The 23,534-nt window shown below is 56.9% G+C and carries 13 protein-coding genes and 1 pseudogene; 10 read left to right on the forward strand and 4 right to left on the reverse strand.

Annotated features, from left to right (window positions below; genetic code table 11):
* Positions 1–64: 64 nt before the first annotated feature.
* Positions 65–1,444: a putrescine aminotransferase gene (ygjG, locus tag AB6V08_RS01000; RefSeq protein ID WP_368540810.1), complete on the reverse strand. Its 1,380-nt coding sequence runs from the start codon at positions 1,442–1,444 to the stop codon at positions 65–67.
* 435 nt (positions 1,445–1,879) lie between these two features.
* On the opposite strand from ygjG, the gene AB6V08_RS01005 reads away from it, so the two are divergent.
* The gene (locus AB6V08_RS01005; protein WP_368540811.1) at positions 1,880–3,400 is read left to right on the forward strand and encodes a methyl-accepting chemotaxis protein; all 1,521 of its coding nucleotides are present in this window, start codon (positions 1,880–1,882) and stop codon (positions 3,398–3,400) included.
* A 338-nt stretch (positions 3,401–3,738) separates the two neighbouring features.
* On the forward strand, positions 3,739–5,298 hold the full coding sequence (locus AB6V08_RS01010) for a methyl-accepting chemotaxis protein (protein ID WP_368540812.1): 1,560 nt from the start codon (positions 3,739–3,741) through the stop codon (positions 5,296–5,298).
* Here AB6V08_RS01010 and AB6V08_RS01015 read toward each other — a convergent pair.
* Entirely contained in the window at positions 5,295–5,789 is a 495-nt protein-coding gene (locus AB6V08_RS01015; protein ID WP_368540813.1) for a PadR family transcriptional regulator, read from the reverse strand. The genes AB6V08_RS01010 and AB6V08_RS01015 overlap by 4 nt on opposite strands.
* A 147-nt stretch (positions 5,790–5,936) precedes the next feature.
* Between AB6V08_RS01015 and AB6V08_RS01020 the strand changes: the two genes are divergently transcribed.
* Positions 5,937–6,701, forward strand: coding sequence for a siderophore-interacting protein (locus tag AB6V08_RS01020; RefSeq protein ID WP_368540814.1), 765 nt, complete (start codon positions 5,937–5,939; stop codon positions 6,699–6,701).
* On the opposite strand, the gene AB6V08_RS01025 is transcribed toward AB6V08_RS01020, so the two are convergent.
* A complete protein-coding gene (locus tag AB6V08_RS01025; protein ID WP_368540816.1) occupies positions 6,702–7,871 on the reverse strand; it encodes a DNA repair protein in 1,170 nt (389 codons plus the stop codon).
* A gap of 288 nt (positions 7,872–8,159) precedes the next feature.
* Between AB6V08_RS01025 and AB6V08_RS01030 the strand changes: the two genes are divergently transcribed.
* The 3 genes from AB6V08_RS01030 to AB6V08_RS01040 are packed head-to-tail and all read left to right on the forward strand — an operon-like array spanning position 8,160 to position 19,933.
* Entirely contained in the window at positions 8,160–9,809 is a 1,650-nt protein-coding gene (locus tag AB6V08_RS01030) for a ShlB/FhaC/HecB family hemolysin secretion/activation protein (RefSeq protein ID WP_439649854.1), read from the forward strand.
* A gap of 12 nt (positions 9,810–9,821) precedes the next feature.
* The gene (locus tag AB6V08_RS01035; RefSeq protein ID WP_368540970.1) at positions 9,822–19,664 is read left to right on the forward strand and encodes a hemagglutinin repeat-containing protein; all 9,843 of its coding nucleotides are present in this window, start codon (positions 9,822–9,824) and stop codon (positions 19,662–19,664) included.
* A complete protein-coding gene (locus AB6V08_RS01040; RefSeq protein WP_368540818.1) occupies positions 19,661–19,933 on the forward strand; it encodes a colicin immunity domain-containing protein in 273 nt (90 codons plus the stop codon). Before AB6V08_RS01035 ends, AB6V08_RS01040 begins: the two co-directional genes overlap by 4 nt.
* A gap of 41 nt (positions 19,934–19,974) precedes the next feature.
* Here the strand turns inward: AB6V08_RS01040 and AB6V08_RS01045 are convergent, their stop codons facing one another.
* Positions 19,975–20,112, reverse strand: coding sequence for a SymE family type I addiction module toxin (locus AB6V08_RS01045; protein ID WP_368540819.1), 138 nt, complete (start codon positions 20,110–20,112; stop codon positions 19,975–19,977).
* Positions 20,113–20,409: 297 nt separating this feature from the next.
* Here AB6V08_RS01045 and AB6V08_RS01050 point away from each other — a divergent pair, with 297 nt between their 5' ends.
* From AB6V08_RS01050 to AB6V08_RS01065, 4 genes and pseudogenes are all read left to right on the forward strand, one after another.
* Positions 20,410–20,610 (forward strand): polymorphic toxin type 50 domain-containing protein, encoded by a 201-nt coding sequence (locus AB6V08_RS01050; protein WP_368540972.1) that lies wholly within the window; start codon positions 20,410–20,412, stop codon positions 20,608–20,610.
* Positions 20,611–20,622: 12 nt separating this feature from the next.
* Complete coding sequence (locus AB6V08_RS01055) at positions 20,623–20,922, forward strand: hypothetical protein (RefSeq protein ID WP_368540820.1); 300 nt, start codon at positions 20,623–20,625, stop codon at positions 20,920–20,922.
* 214 nt (positions 20,923–21,136) lie between these two features.
* Positions 21,137–22,942 (forward strand): annotated as a pseudogene (locus tag AB6V08_RS01060) (VENN motif pre-toxin domain-containing protein); the annotation flags it as partial.
* Positions 22,939–23,325, forward strand: coding sequence for a contact-dependent growth inhibition system immunity protein (locus AB6V08_RS01065; protein ID WP_368540821.1), 387 nt, complete (start codon positions 22,939–22,941; stop codon positions 23,323–23,325). The pseudogene AB6V08_RS01060 and the gene AB6V08_RS01065, both read left to right, overlap by 4 nt.
* Positions 23,326–23,534 lie beyond the last annotated feature (209 nt).

Here is a 23,534-nt window from a genome sequence, read left to right on the forward strand (position 1 = left end):
GGGTGAATGTAAGGATTTCCGCTAAAAAGCCGGACGGAACGCGCGTCCGCCCGGCAATTTTATTTTACGCTTCTTCCACGCTTACCCGCAGCGCGGCGAGCGCTTTACGGGCCGCTTTCAGCACCGTTTCGCACTGCTCAACGGTCAGCGTGAGCGGCGGCTCGATGCGGATAGTCTTCGAGTTGTTGAGCGTTCCGGCGACCAGCACCCGCTGGCGGAACATCTCGCTCGCGAAGCTATAGCCGATTTCGTTATCCACAAACTCAATCGCCATCAGCATCCCTTTGCCGCGCGCTTCCTGCACCAGATCCGGGTATTCACGCCCGAGCTGGCGGAATCCGTCCAGCAGCATATCGCCCTTTTGCTCGGCCTGCGCGGGCAGGTTTTGCTCCAGCAATACGTTGATGGTAGCCAGCGCCGCCGCGCAGGAGAGCGGGTTGCCGCCGAAGGTGGTGGTGTGCAGGAACGGGTTGTCGAACAGCACCGAGAACACCTCTTCGGTGGCAACGGTGGCGCCAATCGGCATCACGCCGCCGCCGAGGGCTTTCGCCAGGCAGAGAATGTCCGGCTGAACGTTCTCATGCTCGCAGGCAAACATCTTGCCGGTGCGCCCCATGCCGGTTTGCACCTCGTCGAGGATCAGCAGCGCGCCAAACTCATCGCACAGCTGACGCACGGCGGGCAGATAGCCCGGCGGAGGCAGGATCACGCCGCCTTCGCCCTGGATAGGCTCCAGGATCACCGCGGCCACGTCGTCGCCGGTTTTACGGCACTCGCTCAGCAGGGTGCGCATCGCGTTAATGTCGCCAAACGGCACGTGGCGGAAGCCCGGCAGCAGCGGCATAAACGGCTTGCGGAAGGTGGATTTCGCGGTCGCCGACAGCGAGCCTAGCGACTTGCCGTGGAACGCGCCGCTGGTGGCGACAAAGGTGAATTTCCCGCGCGGCGACTGGTAGGCTTTGGCGAGCTTAAGCGCCGCTTCCACCGACTCCGTGCCGCTGTTGCTAAAGAAGCTGTATTTCAGTTTGCCGGGCGTAAGGGCCGCCAGCGTTTTCGCGAGCATGGCGCGAAGCGGGTCGAGCAGTTCCTGGCTATGAAGAGGTTGTTTCGCAAGTTGGTTCTGTACGGCGGAAACCACAGCTGGATTACGGTGCCCCACGTTGAAAATACCAAAACCACCCAGGCAATCTATAAACTCCTGTCCCTGGGTGTCGACAAGCGTATTCAGGCTCCCCGCTTGCCACTCTACGGCTCCGTAATCCCCGCCGGCGGTAACAGATTTGCGATACTCCAAAAATCCAGGATTCACATGCTCTTTAAAGTAGTCGATGACCTCTCGGTTAAGTTGTTTCATCTCCTCATGGTCAAGCGTTCGCTTTTCGATGAGATTCAGTGCGTGCGCGGTACAGGCAAGAGCCGAGGCGCTGGAAGGTAACCTGTTCAAAATGTGCTCCCGGGGATCGCGTATCACATGATACTGAGTTAAGTATTGCAGGGATTACGCCACTTCCGGTGACTTAACAAAAATCGGGATAAACGCCAGGTTAACATTATGTTGCACAATATTTAATCATGCCGATGCAGGCGAAACGGGATTAAGCGGCCACCCCTGGGGCATAGAATCTGCTCCCCGCGCCGTCAACTGCACCGAGGTGGTGCAGGGCGTGCCGCATTTGCGGGCATGCCCGGATCATACTTTGTGGTTAATTTCTCTGTGAAAGTATTTGAAATCAATTAATTAGGAAGGCGCATAAAAAGTGCGGTTTAGGTGAGATTTGCGATCTCCATCAAATTTAACAACTAAAGATAAATTGTTTACCGCCGAAAAAACATAAACCCACAAAATTAACATTCAAATAACCTGCAAGGGATGCCCATCATGTCCTCTTCTTCTTATGTCACCCAGAATGAATATTCTCTGGACGCTGACACCACCCTAATGTCGACGACCGACCTGCAAAGCTATATCACCCACGCCAACGACACCTTTGTGCAGGTGAGCGGCTACTCGCTGAAAGAGCTGCTTGGGCAGCCGCACAATCTGGTGCGCCATCCGGATATGCCCAAAGCGGCCTTTGCCGACATGTGGTACACGCTGCAAAAGGGCGAGCCGTGGAGCGGGATCGTCAAAAACCGGCGTAAGAACGGCGATCATTACTGGGTGCGGGCGAACGCCGTGCCGATGGTGCGCAACGGGCAGACCACGGGGTACATGTCGATTCGCGTGCGGGCCACGGAGGACGAAATTGCCGCCGTCGAGCCGCTCTATCAGGCGCTGAACGACGGGCGCTGTAAAAAGCGGGTGCATAAGGGGCTGGTGGTGCGCAAAGGCTGGCTCGGCAGGCTTCCGGCGATGCCGCTGCGCTGGCGCGTGCGCGGGGTAATGACCATGCTGTTTGCCGCCCTGGCCGCCACCCTGCTGGCGACCTCGGCGGGCTGGATGCCGCTTGCGGCGAGCGCGCTGGTGACGCTGCTGGTTACCCTGCTGTTTGAACAGCAGATTGTTCGCCCGGTGGAAAACGTGGCGCGTCAGGCCCTGAGGGTCGCCACCGGCGAGCGCAACAGCGTGGAGCACCTTAACCGCAGCGACGAGCTAGGGCTTACCCTGCGCGCCGTCGGGCAGCTCGGCCTGATGTGCCGCTGGCTGATCAACGACGTGTCGAGCCAGGTCGTCAGCGTGCGCGACGGCAGCGACAGGCTGGCGCAGGGGAATGACGATCTTAACGACCGCACCCGCCAGACCGTGACCAACGTGCAGCAGACCGTGGCGACCATGAACCAGATGGCGGCGTCGGTGCAGAGCAACTCGGAAACCGCCGCCGAAGTGGACAAACTTTCGATGGCCGCCAGCAGCGCGGCCACCGAAGGCGGAAACGCGATGCAGACCGTGGTGAAAACCATGGACGATATCGCCGACAGCACCCAGCGGATTGGCTCCATCACCTCGCTGATCAACGATATCGCCTTCCAGACCAACATTCTGGCGCTGAACGCGGCGGTTGAGGCGGCAAGAGCCGGGGAGCAGGGCAAAGGGTTCGCGGTGGTGGCGGGAGAAGTGCGCCATCTCGCCAGCCGCAGCGCCAGCGCCGCCAACGATATCCGCAAGCTGATCGACGCCAGCGCCAGCAAGGTGCAGTCCGGCTCCGACCAGGTTCACGCCGCGGGGCGCACGATGGACGACATCGTCGAGCAGGTGAAAAACGTCACCCGGCTGATCGCCCAGATCAGCCACTCCACCTCCGAGCAGGCGACCGGATTATCGGAATTGACCCGCGCGGTGGCGGAGCTGGACAGCATCACCCAGAAAAACGCCGATCTGGTGGAGGAGAGCGCGCAGATCTCGGCGATGGTGAAGCACCGCGCCGGACGCCTGGAGGATGCGGTCACCGTGCTGCATTAAGTCAGCCATGTTCCAAAAAAGCCGTTTATCCCTTACCGGATAAGCGGCTTTATTCCCGACGCCGGGCGGCGTTATTATTTCGCGTATTGTCAGATTCACATTAAATAACTAAAAAAAGTCCCTCAGTTATTTATCTCTGCCTAAGTCAGTTTTCCCCGATGGTATTTCACAAATCCGCGCTCCGCGGGTTGTATAACGATCAATGCGCCGTAATTAATAGCCTTAGCCTATCCATCTTAGTGGTTATGAAATAAAAAAACGATCAAAGTCATAAAGTTACGTGCGCGGTTACCGATAACAGCGATCGTCTGAGAAATAATCACATTGATGGAGTATATATGTTCTTACATGACGTAAAGATCGGCACGAAATTATTTCTGGCGTTTGGGTTCTTTATTGTCCTGATGGTGGTAAGCGCGAGTTTGTCTCTGCTGAGCCTTAACCGGGCGAACAACGGGATGCAGTCCATCATTAGCCACGATTATCCCACCACGGTAAAAGCAAACCAGCTCATCGATAACTTCCAGGAATTTATCAGCACGCAGCAGCTTATGCTGCTGGACGAACAGGGCAAATACACCGCGCAGTCCCAGCAGCACCTTAAGGCCATCAGCGAGCGCATCACCGTCATTCTTGGCGATCTGAATAACGCCCTGAGCGACGACAAATCGCAGCGGGTGCTGGCGGATATTCGCGGGGTACGCCAGCAGTATCTGGATTCGCGCTACCGCATCCTGCAGGCGGTGCAGAACAACGATCGCCAGGGCGCGATCCAGGAGATGATGACCAACACGCTCAGCCTGCAGCAGGCCTACAAAGCCAAGGTGCAGGAGCTGATTGCCATCCAGAACGCCGAGATGAACAGCGCGGGCGCGCAGGTGGACGGCGACTTCAGAACCAACCGCCTGCTGCTGATTGTGATTACGCTTCTCAGCGTGGCGGCGGGCAGCGTTATCGGCTGGTACATCGTGCGCTCCATTACCCGTCCGCTCGGAAAGGCGGTGAGCTTCGCGGAAGCTATCGCCCAGGGCGACCTGACGCGCTCGATTACCTCTCACGGCAAGGATGAAACCGGCCTGCTGCTGCACGCGCTGATGGAGATGAAAACTCGCCTGCTGGAGATTGTGCAGCAGGTGCAGTCCGGCTCGGAGAACATCTCCACCGCTGCCGCGCAGATCGTCGCGGGGAACCAGGATCTGGCGGCGCGCACCGAGGAGCAGGCCAGCTCCGTTGAACAGACGGCGGCTTCGATGGAGCAGATCACCGCCACGGTGAAAAACACCGCGTCGCATACCGGCGAAGCCACCAACCTTTCGGCGGATGCCGCCTCGGTGGTGAAAAGCAACGGCGAGATGATGAAGCAGGTGACCAGCAAAATGCGCCTGATTAACGAAACCTCGAACCGGATGTCGGACATTATCGATCTGATTGACGCTATTGCCTTCCAGACCAACATTCTGGCGCTGAACGCGGCGGTAGAAGCGGCGCGCGCGGGGGAGCACGGGCGCGGGTTTGCGGTGGTGGCGGGGGAAGTGCGCCAGCTTGCGCAGAAAAGCGCGTCGTCAGCCAGTGAGATTCGCCAGCTGATTGAAAGCTCCACCAGCCAGACCCAGGACGGGATGAACCTGGTGGAAAAAGCGAGCGCGCTGATTAACGGCATGGTGGGCAACGTCGAGGAAATGGACGTGATCCTGCGCGAAATTCGCCAGGCGAGCCACGAACAGACGGAAGGGATTTCGCAGATCAACAGCGCCATTGGCCTGATTGACGCCACCACCCAGCAGAACTCCGCGCTGGTGGAGGAGTCCGTGGCGGCAGCGGCATCGCTTAACGAGCAGGCGATGCACCTGAAAGCGCTGGTACGCGTCTTCCGCGTGAGCGAACACGCTCCAGCTTAATCCAGCTGGGAGATCTCCAGCGCCGCGCGGTCGATAACGCCGATTATCTGCTTAAGCTGCGCGTCGCTGATGTCTCCCTGATTTACCTTCAGATCCAGCACCGCCTTAAAGTTATCCAGCGCCCGCTTCATCTGCGGGTTTTTGCGCAGCTGAAAGCCCACGCAGCGGGCCTTAATGCGTACCTGAATGTTCTCGAACTGCTCCTGGTTTTCATCCAGCCACGTCTGGCCGGCAACGGTGATAGCAATCTTCTTGCGCCCGGTTTCTTCTTCCGTGATGGTGATAAACGCCTGATCCTGCAAAAAATCCAGCGTCGGATAAATCACGCCCGGGCTGGGGGTGTAGTTCCCCTGGGTCATGCTCTCAATCTCTTTGATCAGCTCATAGCCGTGGCTGGCGCCGCGCGTCAGGATGTCCAGAATTACCAGGCGCAGATCGCCGTGGCCAAAAAATCGTGGTCGGCGACCGCCGCCCTCGTGATCGAATCGCATCGTATTTCCTCATAACAGATATATCTAAACTATATCTAAGATATATTCAGATGCAATCTAAAACTGCTTGCATTCTGGCTTATTAGCAATCATTATCATTTAAAAATAATTTAGATATATCGTATTCACGTAGAAAGGGCTTAAAAAATGACATCACCACGCTATCCGCAGCGGGTTCGTAACGACCTGCGCTTTCGCGAACTGACCGTGCTGCGCGTTGAGCGCGTCACCGCTGGCTTTCAGCGTATCGTATTAGGCGGCGAGGCGCTGGAGGGCTTTAGCTCCCGCGGTTTCGACGACCACACGAAGGTCTTCTTCCCCGAGCCGGGTTCCACCTTTGTGCCGCCGGTGGTCACGGAAGAGGGCATCGACTGGGGCGAGGGCGTGCGCCCGCAGACGCGCGACTACACCCCGATTTTCGACGCGGCCCGCAGCGAGCTGGTGCTCGACTTCTTCGTTCACGACGGCGGTCTCGCCAGCGGCTGGGCGGTGCAGGCCAGGGCGGGAGATAAGCTCACCATCGGCGGCCCGCGCGGCTCGCTGGTGGTGCCGGAAGATTACGCCTGGCAGCTTTACGTCTGCGACGAGTCGGGAATGCCCGCGCTGCGCCGCCGTTTAGAGGGGATCGCCAAACTGCCGGTTCGCCCGGAGGTTCACGCGGTGGTTACCGTGGGCGACGAGGCGTACAAGGATTATCTGGCGCACCTCGGCGAGTTCAACATCACCTGGGTGGTGGGCCACAGCGAGCAGGCGGTCGCAGACCACCTGGCGGCGCTGACCGTTCCGGCGCAGGATTACTTCATCTGGCTGACCGGGGAAGGGAAGGTGGTGAAAAGCCTGAGCCGCCGGTTTGAAACCGACGCTATCGACCCGCAGCTTGTGCGTGCCAGCGCGTACTGGCACGCCAAATAATCAGGCCGCGGAGTCCAGCTGCGCTTCGTTCACCTGATGTTCGAGCGAAGCGCGCACCTCGTGCAGGGCTTTCTCCTGCTGGGCAAAGTAGGCTTCCATGTTGTTCAGCGACGAGACCAGCAGCCAGGACTCTTCTTTCTCCAGCTCCGCCAGCTCGTTCACTAAGGTGTCGATTTGCTCGCGCACCTGCGCCATCTTTTTGCGGATACGCTCCAGATCGTTCAGGCGGTCGCTCGCCATCATCGGCTCAAAGCCCTGCTGCAGGCGCGCCACCAGCGAGCGAATGGCCTTCACATCGCCGCGCTGCTTCGCCTGGTTAAGCTGCACCATCATGCTGTTGGCTTCTTCCTTCAGATCGTCCGCCACCAGATCCGGATGGCATAGCTTGCTCGCCTGACGCCAGAGCCGCTTCAGCTCGTTCCGGTCTTCTTCTGAAAGCTGTTTCCCTTTGCGCAGACGCACTTCCGCGTCGTGGTGCTGCTCCCGGTATTTTTCGTATTCCTGGCTGGCGTCGTCCCGCGCCTGTCGCGCCGGCTCCTCTTCCCGCGTTAGCCCGCTTTCCAGCTCCAGCGCTTCGGCCAGCAGGTTGGTAATCAGGTTGCTTTGCTGCTGAAGATGCTTGCGCGCGTCGGCGGCCTGCACCGAGTCGGCGGGCAGCTCGCGCCAGCGCTGGGTGAGGGTCGCCAGCACTTCCACCGCCTGCGCCATATACTGCTGGCAGCGGCGATAGTCCTCTTCCCGGCGGCGCGCCTCGGCCTGCTGGCGGCGCAGGTTCAGCTCGGCAAGGGTTTTGCGCAGCGAGAGGATCTGCTGCATCAGCGGCCCGAGGCGGGAGAAATAGAGATCGTTGAACTCGTCAAGCTGCTGCACCCGCGCGTTGCGACGGTCGATAAGATCCCGCAGACGCTCTTCCAGCGCCTTCAGCTCCAGCTTGCTTGCCGCCACCTGCGGATCGCGCCAGGTGGTGACGGCGCGCTGGCTCTGCAGCCAGCTGACGATCGCGGCCAGCGCGGCGGTGTAATTTTTCTGCTCAAGCGCCGCGACGATCGCCCGTAGCTCATCGTCAAACGCTTCACTTTTCAGTCGTGCCAGCTGGCTCTGGACGATGTCGTCATCCTCCAGCTCGATGGCATTTTTAATGATTTCTAGCCGCTTGATCGGTGTGCTCATGATGCCTTTCGCTTTGACGCTTAAGTATTTGAGTTAAGGTTAGTTGTTGGGAAAGCTACAGGAAATAATACACACGGATGATGATCGGCGCGACGGGGGATTTCTTTAATATTGCTTCAGATTTATACCTGCAAAAATCTGAAAGTGTACGAGAAATATCCTGATTTTCTTTATTGATATTTACACTATTTACTTTTTGAAATAAGTTGCTCGTTTTTTGACAGTCAAGTTTGACGGCGGACTTTTAGTGGAGAGTAAATAGTGTTAGGGAGAACATCTGCACGCAAGGTGCTGGCAGCCATCCTGCTACTGGTACCAGGCATCGTACTCGCCGCCCCGTTGTCACCGGCCGACCGCAATACCATTCAGCAGCAACAGCAGCAGCTGCTGGATGATAACCAGCGTCAGCGCGAATCGCTTGAGCGCAGCGTGGTATTACCGCGTCCTGTCGGGCCAGAAGATACGTCAGCGTCACAAGGCCCGTGTTTCTTCATCAGCCGCATTGAGTTGTCGGGAGCAACCCAGATTTCGCCTTCTGCTAAAAAGCAGTTGATTGCGCCGTGGCTGAATCAATGCCTTGATATTGCCCGTTTAAATACCCTGACTAACGCCGTTTCTGACTGGTATATCAGCCGGGGCTATATCACGAGCCGTGCGTTTTTGACCGAACAGGATCTCTCTGGCGGCGTGCTGAATCTCGCGGTGCTGGAAGGTAAGATCCAGCAAATACGTCTTGAAGACATTCCGGCGCGCACCCTGAACATGACCTTCCCCGGGCTCGAAGGAAAAATTCTCAACCTGCGCGATATCGAACAGGGAATGGAGCAGCTCAATCGCGTGCGCCAGACGCCGGTTGAAATAGAAATTTTGCCCGGGGACAGGCAGGGCTATTCGATCGTTAATCTGACGGCTACGCCAGAATTCCCGCTCAGCGGAACAGTGAGTTTCGATAATAGTGGACAAAAGAGCACCGGGACCGGACAGCTCAATGGCGCGGTGTATGGCAATAATCTGCTGGGTCTGGCGGATAAGTGGTTTGTCAGCGGCGGGCGCAGCAGCGATTTTTCGAATAGCCATGATGCGCAAAATTTTGCCGCCGGCGTCAGCGTACCTTACGGCTACGGCTTACTGGACTACAGCTACAGCTGGAGCAACTACCTCAGCACCATCGATAATAACGGGTATCTCTGGCGTTCAACCGGGGATACCGAGACGCACCGCCTGACGGGCTCCTGGGTGCTGTTCCGCAATGGCGATATCAAAACCGGCGTGTCGGCGGGCATCACGCACCGCATCAACCATAACTATCTCGACGATGTTCTGCTGGCCACCAGCAGCCGCAAGCTCTCCAGTTTCTCGCTAGGCCTTAACCACACGCAAAAAATCGCCTCCGGCGTGGCGACCCTGAACCCGACCTTTACTCAGGGGGTACCGTGGTTTGGCGCAGAAGATGATAACGACAAGCATGGCGATGTGCCGAAAGCAGAGTTTCGCAAATGGAGCGTAAACGGCAGCTTCCAGCGCCCTGTTGCAGACAGGCTGTGGTGGCTGACCAGCGTCTACTTTCAATGGTCGCCGGACCGACTGTACGGTAGCGAGCGGCTGACGCTGGGCGGCGAAGCCTCCGTGCGCGGCTTTAAAGAGCAGTACGTCTCCGGCGATAACGGCGGCTACTGGCGAAATGAACTCAATTATTCGCTCTTTACCCTGCCGTGGGTAGGGGACGTCGGCCTGCTGGCGGCAATTGATGGTGGCTGGCTGAAGAAGGACGGTTTTGACCGTTACGCCTCCGGCACGCTGTGGGGGGCTGCACTGGGTCTTACGACGGCTCATCGTAACTACTCAAGTCAGTTTACCGTTGGCACACCGATGGCGTATCCGGACTGGCTGGGGCCGGATCGCCTCACGATTTATTACCGCGTATCAGTGGCTTTCTAAGGGACAGGGATGATGAAACAGGATCAGGTTCGTTTTTCGCAGCGCGCGCTGAGCGCGTTACTGAGCGTGCTGCTGGCGACGCAGCCGCTGCTGCCCGCGATGGCCGCAACCCTCACCCCGTCCGGCAATACGCAGATGGATAAGGCGGCCAACGGCGTGCCGGTGGTGAACATCGCCACGCCGAATCAATCCGGTATTTCCCATAACAAGTACAACGATTACAACGTCGGGAAAGAGGGGCTGATCCTCAACAATGCGACCGGACAGCTCAACCAGACCCAGTTGGGCGGGATTATTCAGAACAACCCCAACCTGAAAGCCGGGCAGGAAGCCAAAGGCATCATTAACGAAGTTACTGGGACTAACCGCTCGAATTTACAGGGCTATACCGAAGTGGCGGGGAAGGCGGCCAACGTCATTGTGGCGAATCCCTACGGCATCACCTGTAACGGCTGCGGGTTTATCAATACGCCGAATGTGACGCTCACGACGGGTAAACCGGTGCTCGATGCCAGCGGTAAGCTGCAATCGCTTGATGTGACTAAAGGCGCTGTCACCATCGAGGGCGCGGGGCTGAATGGTAGCCAGAGCGATGCGGTGTCGATCATTTCCCGCGCGACCGAGATCAATGCGCAACTGCATGCGAAAGATTTACGTCTGGTTACCGGGGCGAACCGCGTCGCGGCGGATGGTAGCGTCAGTGCGTTAAAAGGTGAAGGTGAAGCCCCGAAGGTGGCGGTAGACACCGGTGCACTGGGTGGCATGTACGCCAACCGCATTCGTCTGGTCTCCAGTGAAGCGGGGGTGGGCGTAAACCTGGGCAACCTTAACGCGCGTCAGGGCGATATTGCGCTCAACAGCGCGGGCAAAGTGGTGCTGAAAGACTCCCTTGCCAGCGGTAGCACCACGGTCAGCGCGGCGGACGTGACGTTACGCGGCGGACATAAAGCGGGTGGCAGTTTAACCGTCTCCGGTCAGAGCGCCCTGACGCTTGACCAGGCCCACATCGCCGCCGATAAAAACCTGCATTTAACAACCGGCGGCACGCTGACGCAGAACGGCGGTGCGTTAATGGCGGCAAACGACGCGGCGCTTGCGGCAAAAAGCGTTATTCAGAGTGCCGATGCCCAGGCGGGCGCCGATCGTCGCCTTGCCGTGAAAAGTGCCGAAAACGTGGTGCTTAACGGCTCAGTCGTCGCGGGGCAGCAGCTTTCGATTCAGGGCGGCGAGCTGGTGCAGCGCGGAAAACTCAGTGCCTCAGACATTGCGCTCAGCGGTCAGACGCTGACTCAGGAGAGCAGCAGCACCACCAATGCCAGCGGAAATATCACGCTCGCTACGTCCGGCCACAGCCAGCTGAACGGCAGCAACGCCGCCGGACGATCCCTCGCCGTTAGCGCGGGCAGCCTCAATAACCATGGCACGCTCGCAGCCGTTGCGGATACCCGTATTAACTCCGGGATAGTCAGCAATACCGGCACCGTCCAGGGGAACAGTCTGACCCTCTCGGGAACCGATATCGCCAGCTCCGGCACGCTGAACAGTGCCTCCACGCTGGATATCCGCGCACGCAACGTCGCCCTCTCCGGTGACTCCGGCGCGAAAGGCAAAACCACCGTTATCGCGAGCGGTAACCTGAACAACAGCGGCAGTCTTATCAGCGATGACGCGCTGACGCTGAACGCAGCGCAGATCGTTAACAACGGTACGCTTTCCGGTGCCCGGGGGCTCGCGACCTCCGCGGAGACGTTCACCGCCAGCGAAAAGTCAGTCATCCACAGCGGCGGGGATCTGGCGCTGAACAATATCGGGACTACGCTTGCCGGTGAAACCAGCGCGGATGGCACAATTACCCTACGGGGGAACAGCCTCAACACCACGGCAACGGCACAGACGCAGGGCGACAGCATCAGCGTAGATGTGCTCAATGCAAAGCTTGAAGGAACGCAGGCTGCCAAAGGCAACCTGATTCTGAAAGCGGATAACGGCCTCAACCACGCGGGAAAATCATCGGCTTCAGGGCTTAAGGTTGAAACCGGTCATCTCAGCAACAGCGGGACGCTGACGGCTGCCTCGCTCGCGATCGACAGCCCTGACGTCATTAACAGTGGCCTGATCCACGCCGAAACGACGCTTTCACTGGTCACTCGTCTGCTGGATAACCGCAGCAGCGGGGTACTGTACAGTCCGGCCGCGCTGTCGCTTTCACTCGCTGAACTGAAAAACGCCGGCATTATCACCAGCGATGCCGCGCTATCCCTGTCTGGTTCAACCCTGACCAACAGCGGCGAGCTGAGCGGCGCGTCACTTCTTGTTGATTACGACACGCTGAATAACAGCTCGGCTGGCCTGCTGCTGGCTCACGGGGCAAACCGCATCACGGCACAGTCGGTGTCCAGCGCGGGCAGCATCGTGGGCAACACGCTGACGCTGAATGCCAATCGCCTCGGCAGTGCCGGTCTGTTACAGGGCGATAGCGCACTGTCTCTGACCGCCGGAGTATTGGATTTACTGGCTGGCTCCCGAACGCTCACGAGTGGGGCACTCAGCCTTTCAGGAACCACGCTGACCACCGCAGGCCAGCTACAGGGAGAGAACATCAGCATTCGCGGGCGTGACTGGACTAACCGCGGAAGTTCACTCGCGACCGGCTCACTGGACGCTTCGACCAGTGGAACGCTCAGCAATACCGGCAAACTGATGAGTCAGGGCGACATCACGCTGAATGCCATCAATACCGTGAATAACGGCAGCCTGCTGTCGGCGGGGGATCTGGTGCTCACGGGAAATACGCTGCGCAACAACGGTTCGGTTCAGGGGAACCGCGTCACCGCGCGTCAGGACAGCATCACGAACAGCGGAACGCTGACCGGAATTGCCGCCCTGACGCTCGCTGCCCGCCTTGAGATGGCGGCACCGTTACTGTCGCTTGTGAATGACACGTCGGGATCGTTGCTGACCGCAGGCGACTTGTCCGTAACGGGCGGCGATCTGCGAAATACAGGGCAATGGCAGGGGAAACGGGTACTTATTGATGCGCAGGCGCTTACGAACGGCGGTGCGATCCAGGCAGAAAATCAACTGGATGCGCAAATCGTCAGCACCCTTACCGGCACTTCGGGAAGTAAAATCACCTCAAATGGTGAGCTGGCGCTCTCAGCACTGACGCTGGCGAACAGCGGGCAGTGGATTGCGAAGCACCTCACGCTGAAGGGGAAGACGCTGACTAACAGCGGTGAAATCACCGGCGTTGATGCGCTTTCGGTTGCCATGAATCAGGAGCTGTACAATCTGCCCGGTGGAAAACTGCTGAGTGCAGGTACTCTGAAGCTTGATGCTGGCAATGCGGCTAACGCCGGGCAAATCCAGGGGAAAACGACCGCCGTTACGACCGGGCAACTAACTAACAGCGGACGGCTTCAGGGGGAAGGGCTGACGCTGAATGCCGCCGGGGCACTGAGCAATACCGCCAGCGGCGTGCTGCTGAGTGAGAACGCGCTGACGGTGTCGGCTGCCACGCTGAATAATCAGGGAACGATACAGGGCGGCGGGGAATCTACGGTGAGAGCCGCCACCCGCGTGCAGAACGATGGCAAAGTGCTCTCCGGTGGCAGCCTCACGCTGACCGCACCGGAGCTGGCGAACAGCAGCAGCGGGCTGGTTCAGGCGGTGAGGTTGCTGCTGGATGCGGTGAACGCCGTGAATAATGGGCGGATACTTGCCACCAACAACGCCGAGCTAAGGGGAACAACTCTTACCAACGACGGCTCGCTACAGGGTGCAGACCTGCTGGTTAATTATCAAAAACTGAATAACAGCGGAACGGCACTCGGTACCACTTCGCTTACGATGAAGGGCGATGCGTTGACCAATGCCGCCAGCGGTAGGTTGTTCAGCGCGGGTAACCTCACGCTCAACAGCGGCACGCTGAAAAACGCGGGTCAGATTGTGGCGCTGGGGGATGTCACGCTTCATCTGTTAAGTGCGCTGGAGTTCAGTGGAACGCTGGCCGCCAGCAAAACGCTTTCTTTCATCTCTCAGGGGGACATCACCAATAATGGCACCCTACAGGGAAACAGCCTCGTTCTGAGCGCCGGTGGCGTGCTCACCAACAACGGCCAGTTCACCGCAGGTAAGGGTGACACCGTGTTCAGCGCGCAACGTATTTTGCTTAATGCAGCCGGTAGCCTCTCTGCAGGTGGCGACGTGGCGTTTAACAGCCTGAGCGACATTACCGTGAATGGGTTTACCGGTACGGCAGGCAGCCTGACGATGAATGCGGCGGGCACCTTGCTCAATACCGCACTGATTTATGCCGCGAATAATATGCAGCTTTTCGCTGACCGTATCCATAACGTCTACGGCGATATTCTGGCAGGGAATAGCCTGTGGATGCAGAAAAATGCGGCGGGTGCGGCGAACAGTGAAGTGGTGAATAAATCCGGGGATATTGAGACGCAGAAGGGTGATATTGCGATTCAAACCCGACATTTTGAAAATAACAGGGATGAATTAACTTCAAAAGTCGTTGAAGAAACCTTCTACGATCAACTGTCCGATGCGAATGGAAGCACAATTACAATTTGGGGCAATGAAGATGGTCATCCGGATTACGAAATTTTTGTTGGTGGAGGTAACGCCGGACCGGCGCCTATGCTCGTTGTTAAACCCGATGAAACAACGAGTACAAAAAAATACCTGGTTGAAAGAAAAACCGAATCGGTAGATCTTTCCGGGACGGCGGGACGTATTTCTTCTGGCAGAGATTTGACTATTGGGGCTGACTATTTCCTCAACAATGCATCCCAGATTCTGGCAGGCAGAGATATTCTCTTATCGGGAAGTCGTTTCGATAATTTAAGCTACCAGGATAAAGTGATTGAAACCTGGCGCACCTATACTTTTTCAAAAGCAGGTTTTTACTCTAACTGGATCCCCAAGCCAGAAGAAATCTACTTCATCTATGAACTTTCAGATAATGAGGTTACTGAAAGAACCGGAGAGGTTGTCCGCGCAGTTATTCAGGCGGGCGGTAATGTTCAGGCGAACTTCACAGAAGGTGTGAATAATGGCGATTTCTCACCATTAACTGGAGAGATTGCCAATAACATCTCGACCCCAACGCTAACCCCACTCAGCAACCCGTCCATCGCCAACGGCGAGCAGGCGCAGTCTCTTGTCGAAGCGGATGCGCAGGACATCTCCACGCCGCAATGGCGTGATGCGTTAAGCGACGCACTGAAAGATATCTCCGGTGGTTCATCACTTTCCGACCAAAACGGCAGCAGCGGAAACTATCCACTGCCGTCCGGCAACAATGGCTATTTTGTCCCGTCAACCGATCCCGATAGCCCGTATCTGATTACGGTGAACCCGAAGCTTGATGACCTCGGCAATATGGACGACAGCCTGTTTGACGGACTGTATGACCTGCTCGGCATAAAACCCGGCGATGCGCCGCGTGAAACCAACAGCGCGTATACCGATCGGAACCAGTTCCTCGGCTCGTCCTATTTCCTCGACAGGCTCGGCCTGAATCCAGACCGCGACTACCGGTTCCTCGGCGACGCGGCGTTTGATACCCGTTACGTCAGCAACGCCATTCTGAACCAGACCGGCAGCCGCTATATCAACGGCATCGGTTCCGACCTCGAACAGATGCGTTACCTGATGGACAGCGCCGCAGAGCAACAGAAAACGCTGGGGTTGAAATTCGGCGTGGCGCTCACTGCGGCTCAGGTTGCCGCGCTTGACCACAGCCTGCTGTGGTGGGAAGCGGCGACCCTCAACGGCCAGACGGTGATGATCCCGAAAGTCTACCTTTCACCGAAGGATGTCACCGTTCACAGCGGCAGTGTGATTAGCGGTAATAACGTCCAGCTGGCGGGCGGTAACGTCATCAACAGCGGCAGTACGATCGCGGCGCAGAATGGCCTGACAATCGACAGCAGCAACAGCCTGAGTAACCTCAACGCCGGGCTGCTGAGCGCAGGCGGCGGGCTGAACCTGAGCGCGCTGGGGGACATCAACAACATCGGCTCCACCATCAGCGGTAAAACGGTAGGGCTGGAGAGCGTCACGGGCAGCATTAACAACGTGACTCGCGCGCAGCAGTGGAATGTCGATGCGGGCAATGTGCATTTCAGTGGCACGGATGTGGGCGGTACAGCTTCCATCGCCGCCACCGACGGGCTGACGATGCGCGCCGGACAGGATATTAACGTGACGGGCGCAAGCGTGTCGGCGGGCGGCAGTCTGGGTATGGCGGCAGGAAAAGATATCAACATCACCGCCAACGAGATTGCGACCATCGAGGGACGTGCCGGGCGCAACCGCGCGACCACGGAGACGGCGTCCGTCACGCATCAGGGCAGCACCCTGAGCGCAGGTGAAGACCTCACCCTGCGAGCGGGTAACGACGTGAATGCCCGTGCGGCGGCGATAGCGGCGGAAGGGGATGTGGGCATTCATGCCGGGCGGGATGTGAACCTGCTGGCGGAAGCGTCAACGGAACGCTCCAGCAGCCAGGCGAAGAAAAAAACCGCCATCGATGAATCTGTTCGTCAGCAGGGAACGGAGATTGTCAGCGGCGGTAATACGGCGATTATCGCCGGGCGCGACGTGACCGCGCAGGCGGCTGACGTGACGGCGCAGGGCGATATCGGCGTGGCGGCAGGCCGCGACGTGAACCTGACGACGGCAACGGAGAGCGATTACCGCTACCGGGAGAAAACCAAAACCAGCAGCGGTTTCCTCAGCAAAAAGACCACCCACACTATTGAGGAAGACAGCGCGACGCGGGAGAAAGGCTCGCTGCTGAGCGGCGACAATGTGTCGGTATCGGCGGGTAACAACCTGCTGGTCAAAGGCTCGGCGGTGGCGGGTGACGGCGACGTGTCCCTGTCCGCAGGCAACAACGTGGACATCGTGGCGGCCACCAACACCGACACCTCCTGGCGCTTTAAGGAGACGAAAAAATCCGGCCTGATGGGTACGGGAGGCATCGGCTTCACCATCGGCAGCAGCAAAACCACCCACGACCTGCGCGAGAAGGGCACCACCCAGAGCCAGAGCTTCAGCACGATCGGCTCGACGGGCGGCGACGTCAGCATTGCGGCGGGCAACCGGGCGCATATCGGCGGGGCGGATGTTATCGCGCAGCAGGATCTTGCCGTCACGGGCAGCAGCGTGGTGATTGAACCGGGGCATGACAAACGCACCCGCGACGAGACGTTTGAGCAGAAGAGCAGCGGGCTGACGGTGGCGCTGTCGGGGGCAGCGGGGAGCGCGGTGAACAATGCGGTGCAGACGGCACGCGACGCGAAAGGGGAGAGCGATAACCGCCTTGCGGCGCTGAAGGCCACCAAAGCGGCACTGTCAGGCGTACAGGCGTCGCAGGGTGCGGAAATGGCGCAGATTAAAGGCGATCCCAACAGCGGTATTGGCGTAAGCGTTTCGCTCTCCTCGCAGAAATCGAAATCCGAGCAGCACATGCAGAGCGACACGGTTGCGGGCAGTACGCTGAATGCGGGGAATAATCTGTCCATCACCGCGACCGGAAAAGGGAAAGGCGATAACAGCGGCGACATTCTTATCGGTGGCAGCCAGCTGAAGGCGGGCGGCAACACCGCGCTTGCCGCAGCGAACGACATTGTGCTGGGCGGCGCGGCCAGCACACAGCAGACGACAGGAAAGAACAGCAGCAGCGGTGGCGTCGCAGGCGTCAGCATTGGCGGCGGCAAGAGCGGTTATGGCATCGGCGTGTTTGCGAATGTGAATGCTTCGAAAGGTAGTGAAAAGGGCGACGGTACCGCGTGGACGGAAACGACGCTCGACAGCGGCGGGACGGTCTCCATGACCAGCGGTCGGGACGCCATTCTGACCGGCGCGCAGGTGAGCGGCGATAAAATCGTGGCAGATATCGGACGCGACCTGTGGATGAGCAGCCAGCAGGACAGCAACGATTATAAATCGACGCAGAACAGCGCGGCGGCGGGCGGCAGCTTCTCGTTCGGCAGCATGACGGGATCCGGTTACCTCAGCGCCAGCCAGGACAAGATGAAGAGCACGTATGACTCGGTGCAGGAGCAGACAGGGCTCTTCGCGGGTGACGGCGGCTTTGATGTGACGGTGGGACGGCACACGCAGCTTGACGGTGCGGTGATTGCCTCGACGGCGACGGCGGACAAAAACAGTCTCGATACGGGGACGCTGGGCTTCCGGGATATCCACAACGAGGCGGATTATAAGGTCAGCCACAGCGGTATCAGCCTCAGCGGCGGCGGTGATTTTGGCGGCGACGCATTCAAGGGCAACCTGCCGGGCGGCGTGGTATCGGCTGCGGGCAGCAGCGGTCATGCGGAAGGCACGACGCAGGCGGCTGTGGGGGAGGGTAACATCACCGTCCGTGATACCGCGAACCAGCAGCAGGATGTGGCTAACCTGAGCCGGGACACAGAACACGCGAACGACACCATCAGCCCGATATTTGACAAGGAGAAGGAGCAGCGGCGGCTTGCGCAGGTGAGCGCCATCAGCGATATCGGCGGGCAGGTGGCAGACATCGCCAGAACGCAGGGTGAGCTGAATGCGCTGAAGGAAGCGCGTAAGGTGCACCCTGACCTGACGGTTGAGCAACTGAAAGAGACGCCAGAGTACCTGGACGAGCAGGCGAAGTTTGGTACGGGCAGCACCATTCAGCGCGGTATTCAGGCGGCAACGGCGGCGCTTCAGGGGCTGGCGGGCGGAGATATTGCCGGCGCGCTGGCGGGGGCTTCGGCCCCTGAGCTGGCGCATCTGCTGAAATCGACGGAGGATAATCCCGCGGTCAACACCATTGCGCACGCCATACTGGGCGGTGCTGTTGCAGCGCTTCAGGGGAACAGTGCGGCAGCGGGTGCGGCCGGAGCGGCGATGGGGGAGCTGGCCGCCCGCGCAATCATGGCGGCAATGTATCCGGGTAAAGCAGTCAGCGATCTGAGTGAGGAGCAGAAGCAGACGGTCAGCACGCTGGCGACGATATCGGCGGGGATGGCCGGAGGGATAGCGGGAGACAGCACGGCGTCGGCTGCTGCGGGGGCGCAGGGCGGGAAAAATGCGGTTGAGAATAACTCGCTGTCGGGAGACCGGGCTCGTGAAGCGGCGAAACAGGCTGCTGAATCCCTGAAAAAACAGGTCAGGGAAAAACTGGGTGAAGGTATAGCCTCCTCCATCGCAAACGGCATTATTAATGCTCTCGCTGATACCGGCGATGCGGCCTTGGGTTCCGCGGACTATGCTGCTGATGCGGCAATGGTGCTGGCGTCGTGTGCTGCAGGTGACAGCTATTGCAGCAAGGCGATGAGCGACTTGGCCGGGAAGAATCAGGCGGTGGCGGATAGTGTTAGCGCCCTGATGCAGAGTGAAACCTGGTCTGCGGTTGCGGATACGGTTAAACAGGCCGCTGGCGGGAATCAGGCGGCACTGGAAGCCACGGGCGGGTTGCTGGCTGGTATTTTATTACCGGGTAAGAAATTACCAACTGCTGGAACTGCAATCATCTCTGATAGTGTCGCGTTCAGCACTAAACAGTTAGATAAGAAATTTAAGCATGCAATTGACTTCGATGTTGTTACCACAAAGAAAAATCCGGATACACTTAAGCAATATGAGACTGCCATTAAGAATCATTTGAATGATAAATCTACTAGTGAGAATGGCACTTATGGCTTTGTGAAAGACTCACGAGTATTCTTTAATCCCAATACAAATAATGCAGTTGTTATTGATAAGTCAGGTGAGTTTATTACAGGCTTCAAAGTTATCCCTGGAACGCCACAGTATGATAACTATATGAAAAATGGGGTGTTAAGATGAGTTATTTACTTATTGAGTTTGCCAGATCTTTCGGGAGTGGAAGACTTTCTGCAGTAGCATTTGCAGACGCATATATGGAGCTTTGGCGCATAGAACGAGATAGCAAAAATATACTTAACTATGATGTGAATGTAAGTGAGTGTCTCTCAAGTATATTTTGTGTAGCAGATATGTATAATCCTGATGATGATCGTGATCAATATGAATTTGACGAAGAGCAGTTACGAAATGAAATAAATAAGCTCATAGATATTTATATTAATAAATAAAAAGGATACCGGCGTAGTTGCCGGGTTCTTCTTATTAATCGTCAGCCGTTAACCGGCTCGATCACCAGTCGACCCCGCTCCACGCTGACCGTGATTGGCGTGTCAGTGCTTAATCCCGCCTCTTCCAGCCAGTTGCCGTTCAGGCGCAGGCTGGGGTTGCGGAAATAGTGGGCGGCCATGTAAGACAGGCTCTTTAATAGTATTGAGTAAGATTGGATAACGGAGAGCAAAACCGCGTATCATGCGGTTGAGAATAACTCGCTGAGTAAGGACAAGGCACCGGTCAATATTTATGACATCAATCCACTGAAACCAAATGTGCTCGACGCTGACGGGGATCCTCTTAAAGGTGGTGGTATTGGTAAGTTTACGATTAATAAAGGGCAACAGAACAAGCCCTTACCGGGGACGAACGAGTATAAAATAGCTTCCAAAGCGGGTCTGAATAAAAGCGTTCATACCGTAGCGCCTGATTCATTGCTACCCAAACTAGGAAGGGTCAGCAGGTAGGTAATAATCCTGTCGGTGTTCCTGGTTTTAAGGAACGAATAAATTATGGTCAAAATATTGGAAACTATATTGGCCCTCAGACAGGAGTATCCACACCTACTACAAATGGCATAGTCCACTATGGTAAAAACGGTGTGCATATTGTTCCTACAAGACCTTCAGAATAATAAGGGGGAGTAATGGTTTTATCTGATTTAAGTGTATACCTGAGACTTTCATTGCAGAGGGCTTTGTTGGGAAACGTTACCCCTAACATTAGAGCCGTTATTGCTGAATTAACTGGTAAGAGCATTAGCATACTTTTTTATTTTGAAGGTGAAGTTGATGACGACGACGAAGAGCTTGCATCGGTAATAGAAACGGAAATTATTGCCGATTTTGATGATGATTTTACTGTATATACAGCAGTTCAGCGTCTTGATTATCCACAGAGGATAAAGAATACAAATGGTTTGCTGGCATATCTAAGAAAAGAGTAGCAAAAAAAGATCTCGGCCCCTGCGCAGGTATCGTTTTATCAGTGATTCCTAAAATGCCCATTACCCCGTTTGAATACGCTGGTGCCGTTCAGCGCCTCCGGAAATTGTCGCAGCGAAAGACATAGTACTGGGCGATGCGGCCAGAGCGCAGCAGACGACAGGAAAGAACAGCGCGGCGGCGGGCGGCAGTTTCTCGTTCGGCAGCATGACGGGATCCGGCTACATCAGCGCCAGCCAGGACAAAATGAAGAGCACGTATGACTCGGTGCAGGAGCAGGCAGGGCTCTTAGCGGGTGGCGGCGGCTTCGATGTGACGGTGGGACGGCACACGCAGCTTGACGGCGCGGTGATTGCCTCCACGGCGACGGCGGATAAAAACCGCCTCGACACGGGGACGCTGGGCTTCAGCGATATCCATAACCAGGCGGACTTTAAGACGGAGCACCAGGGCGCTGGCATCAGTTCGGGCGGCAGCATCGGCAAGCAGTTTGCCGGGAACATGGCGAACGCTCTGCTGGCCGGGGGCGGCAACAGTGGTCACGCGGAAGGCACGACCCAGGCGGCAGTGAGCGAGGGGACGCTCATCATCCGCGATAAGGAGAACCAGAAGCAGGATGTGGCTGACCTGAGCCGCGATGCGGAGCATGCCAACGGCAGCATCAGCCCGATATTTGACAAGGAGAAGGAGCAGCGGCGCCTGCAGGAAGTGCAGCTGATTGGTGAGATTGGCTCGCAGGCGGTGGATATTGCGAACACTTATGGAGAGACAGAAGGGCTGAAGGCGGCGCGGGATGCGCTGGCGAAAGAGGGGGTGAATGAGCCGGATGCGAATGCCAGCGACGCACTGAAAAAGGCCTATCAGGATGCCCTGCGCGAGACCGATGCGTATAAAACCACGACGGCGAAATACGGCACGGGCAGCGACCTGCAGCGGGGTATCCAGGCGGCGACGGCCGCGCTTCAGGGGCTGGCAGGCAGCGACCTGAAGGCCGCGCTGGCGGGGGCAGCAGCGCCGGAGCTGGCGTATCGTATTGGTCACGGCATGGGAATCGATGACAATACGGCAGCGAAAACCATTGCTCATGCCATCCTGGGCGGTGCGGTTGCAACGCTGCAGGGGAACAGTGCGGCGGCGGGAGCTGCTGGAGCGGCGACCGGTGAGCTTGCGGCGAAGGCGATAGCGGGTATGCTGTACCCTGACGTTAAAGATTTGTCGAAGCTGAGTGAAGAGCAGAAGCAGACGGTCAGTGCGCTGGCGACGATATCGGCCGGGATGGCTGGCGGGCTTGCTGGAGACAGTACGGGGTCAGCGGTTGCTGGCGGGCAGGCAGGGAAGAATGCGGCGGAGAATAACTCATTGGCACTGGTTGCCAGAGGTTGCGCGGTTGCTGCGCCCTGCCGGACGAAGGTCGCAGAGCAGTTGCTGGAAATCGGGGTCAAAGCCGGTATTACTGGCGCCGTGGCAAAAACACTTGCCGACAAGCTGACTGCTGATGAACTGGATCATCTTGTTACCCTTGAAATGATGGGTAATGATGAGATCACCAGTAAGTATCTCAGTTCGTTGCAGGATAAGTACGGTTCAGGGAGTGCTTCGAACCCGAATATTGGCAAGGATCTGACGGATGGTGAGAAAGCAGAACTGGGCGGTGCGGGTTCAGGCACCGGTACACCACCACCACCGCCGGAAAATGATCCTAAGCAGCAAAATGAAAAGCCCGTAGAAAAGCTTAATCAGAAACAAGAAAGTGCGATTAAGAAGATTGATAACACTATAAAAAATGCTCTGAAAGACCATGATATTACTGGAACTATCAAAGACATGGATGGTAATCCAGTGCCTAAAGAGAATGGAGGGTATTGGGATCATATGCAGGAAATGCAAAATACGCTCAGAGGATTAAGAAATCATGCGGATACGTTGAAAAACGTCAACAACCCCGAAGCTCAGGCTGCGTATAGTAGAGCAACAGATGCTATTAATAAAATAGAATCGGCTTTGAAAGGACATGGAATATGATTACCTTCCGTAAATTGATTGGAAACATCAATGTGACGAAAGAACCAGATCAACAATCACCACTTGAACTCTGGTTCGAACGTATTATTGATGTACCTATTGAAGAGCTAACAGTGGAAGACCTCTGCCGAGCTATCCGACAGAAATTATGTATTGATCAATTGATGCCAAGGGTATTGGAAGTTCTGACTGAAGAGCCGTTGGCAGGTGAGTATTACGATGGTGAACTAATTACTGCCTTATCAACAGTAAAAGCAGAAGATCTAAGAGGTCAGAAAAATACTTTTACCCAAATAAGGCAACTGATTAACCAGTTGTCTCCTTCAGATATTAACGATGATCTAAGAAAAGATATATTAAAAATCAATCAAATAATCGTATAAACGATCCCGGCCACCGCGCCGGGATCGTTCTATCAGGCTTTACCCGAAATTCCCGTTTCTGTGCCGGATCGCTGGCAGATTATCCGCATTTAACGGCAGTGGATATTGCAGAATGCAGGGGAACGCCGAATCAGGCCTGAACTAAGTACGAAAGAGCGGTAAGCGTAAGCAAGTAGAAGGATATTCTCCTTCATTATTTTATCTCAAGG

It is taken from the genome of Enterobacter soli (assembly GCF_964208575.1).
Taxonomy (GTDB): Bacteria; Pseudomonadota; Gammaproteobacteria; order Enterobacterales; family Enterobacteriaceae; genus Enterobacter; species Enterobacter soli_A.

Bases quoted from the DNA above. Each gene is read 5' to 3' on its own strand.
- AB6V08_RS01005 (WP_368540811.1), top strand. From the start codon at position 1,880: ATGTCCTCTTCTTCTTATGTCACCCAGAATGAATATTCTCTGGACGCT.
- AB6V08_RS01010 (WP_368540812.1), top strand. From the start codon at position 3,739: ATGTTCTTACATGACGTAAAGATCGGCACGAAATTATTTCTGGCGTTT.
- AB6V08_RS01015 (WP_368540813.1), bottom strand. From the start codon at position 5,789: ATGCGATTCGATCACGAGGGCGGCGGTCGCCGACCACGATTTTTTGGC.
- AB6V08_RS01020 (WP_368540814.1), top strand. From the start codon at position 5,937: ATGACATCACCACGCTATCCGCAGCGGGTTCGTAACGACCTGCGCTTT.
- AB6V08_RS01025 (WP_368540816.1), bottom strand. From the start codon at position 7,871: ATGAGCACACCGATCAAGCGGCTAGAAATCATTAAAAATGCCATCGAG.
- AB6V08_RS01035 (WP_368540970.1), top strand. From the start codon at position 9,822: ATGAAACAGGATCAGGTTCGTTTTTCGCAGCGCGCGCTGAGCGCGTTA.
- AB6V08_RS01040 (WP_368540818.1), top strand. From the start codon at position 19,661: ATGAGTTATTTACTTATTGAGTTTGCCAGATCTTTCGGGAGTGGAAGA.
- AB6V08_RS01045 (WP_368540819.1), bottom strand. From the start codon at position 20,112: ATGGCCGCCCACTATTTCCGCAACCCCAGCCTGCGCCTGAACGGCAAC.
- AB6V08_RS01055 (WP_368540820.1), top strand. From the start codon at position 20,623: ATGGTTTTATCTGATTTAAGTGTATACCTGAGACTTTCATTGCAGAGG.
- AB6V08_RS01065 (WP_368540821.1), top strand. From the start codon at position 22,939: ATGATTACCTTCCGTAAATTGATTGGAAACATCAATGTGACGAAAGAA.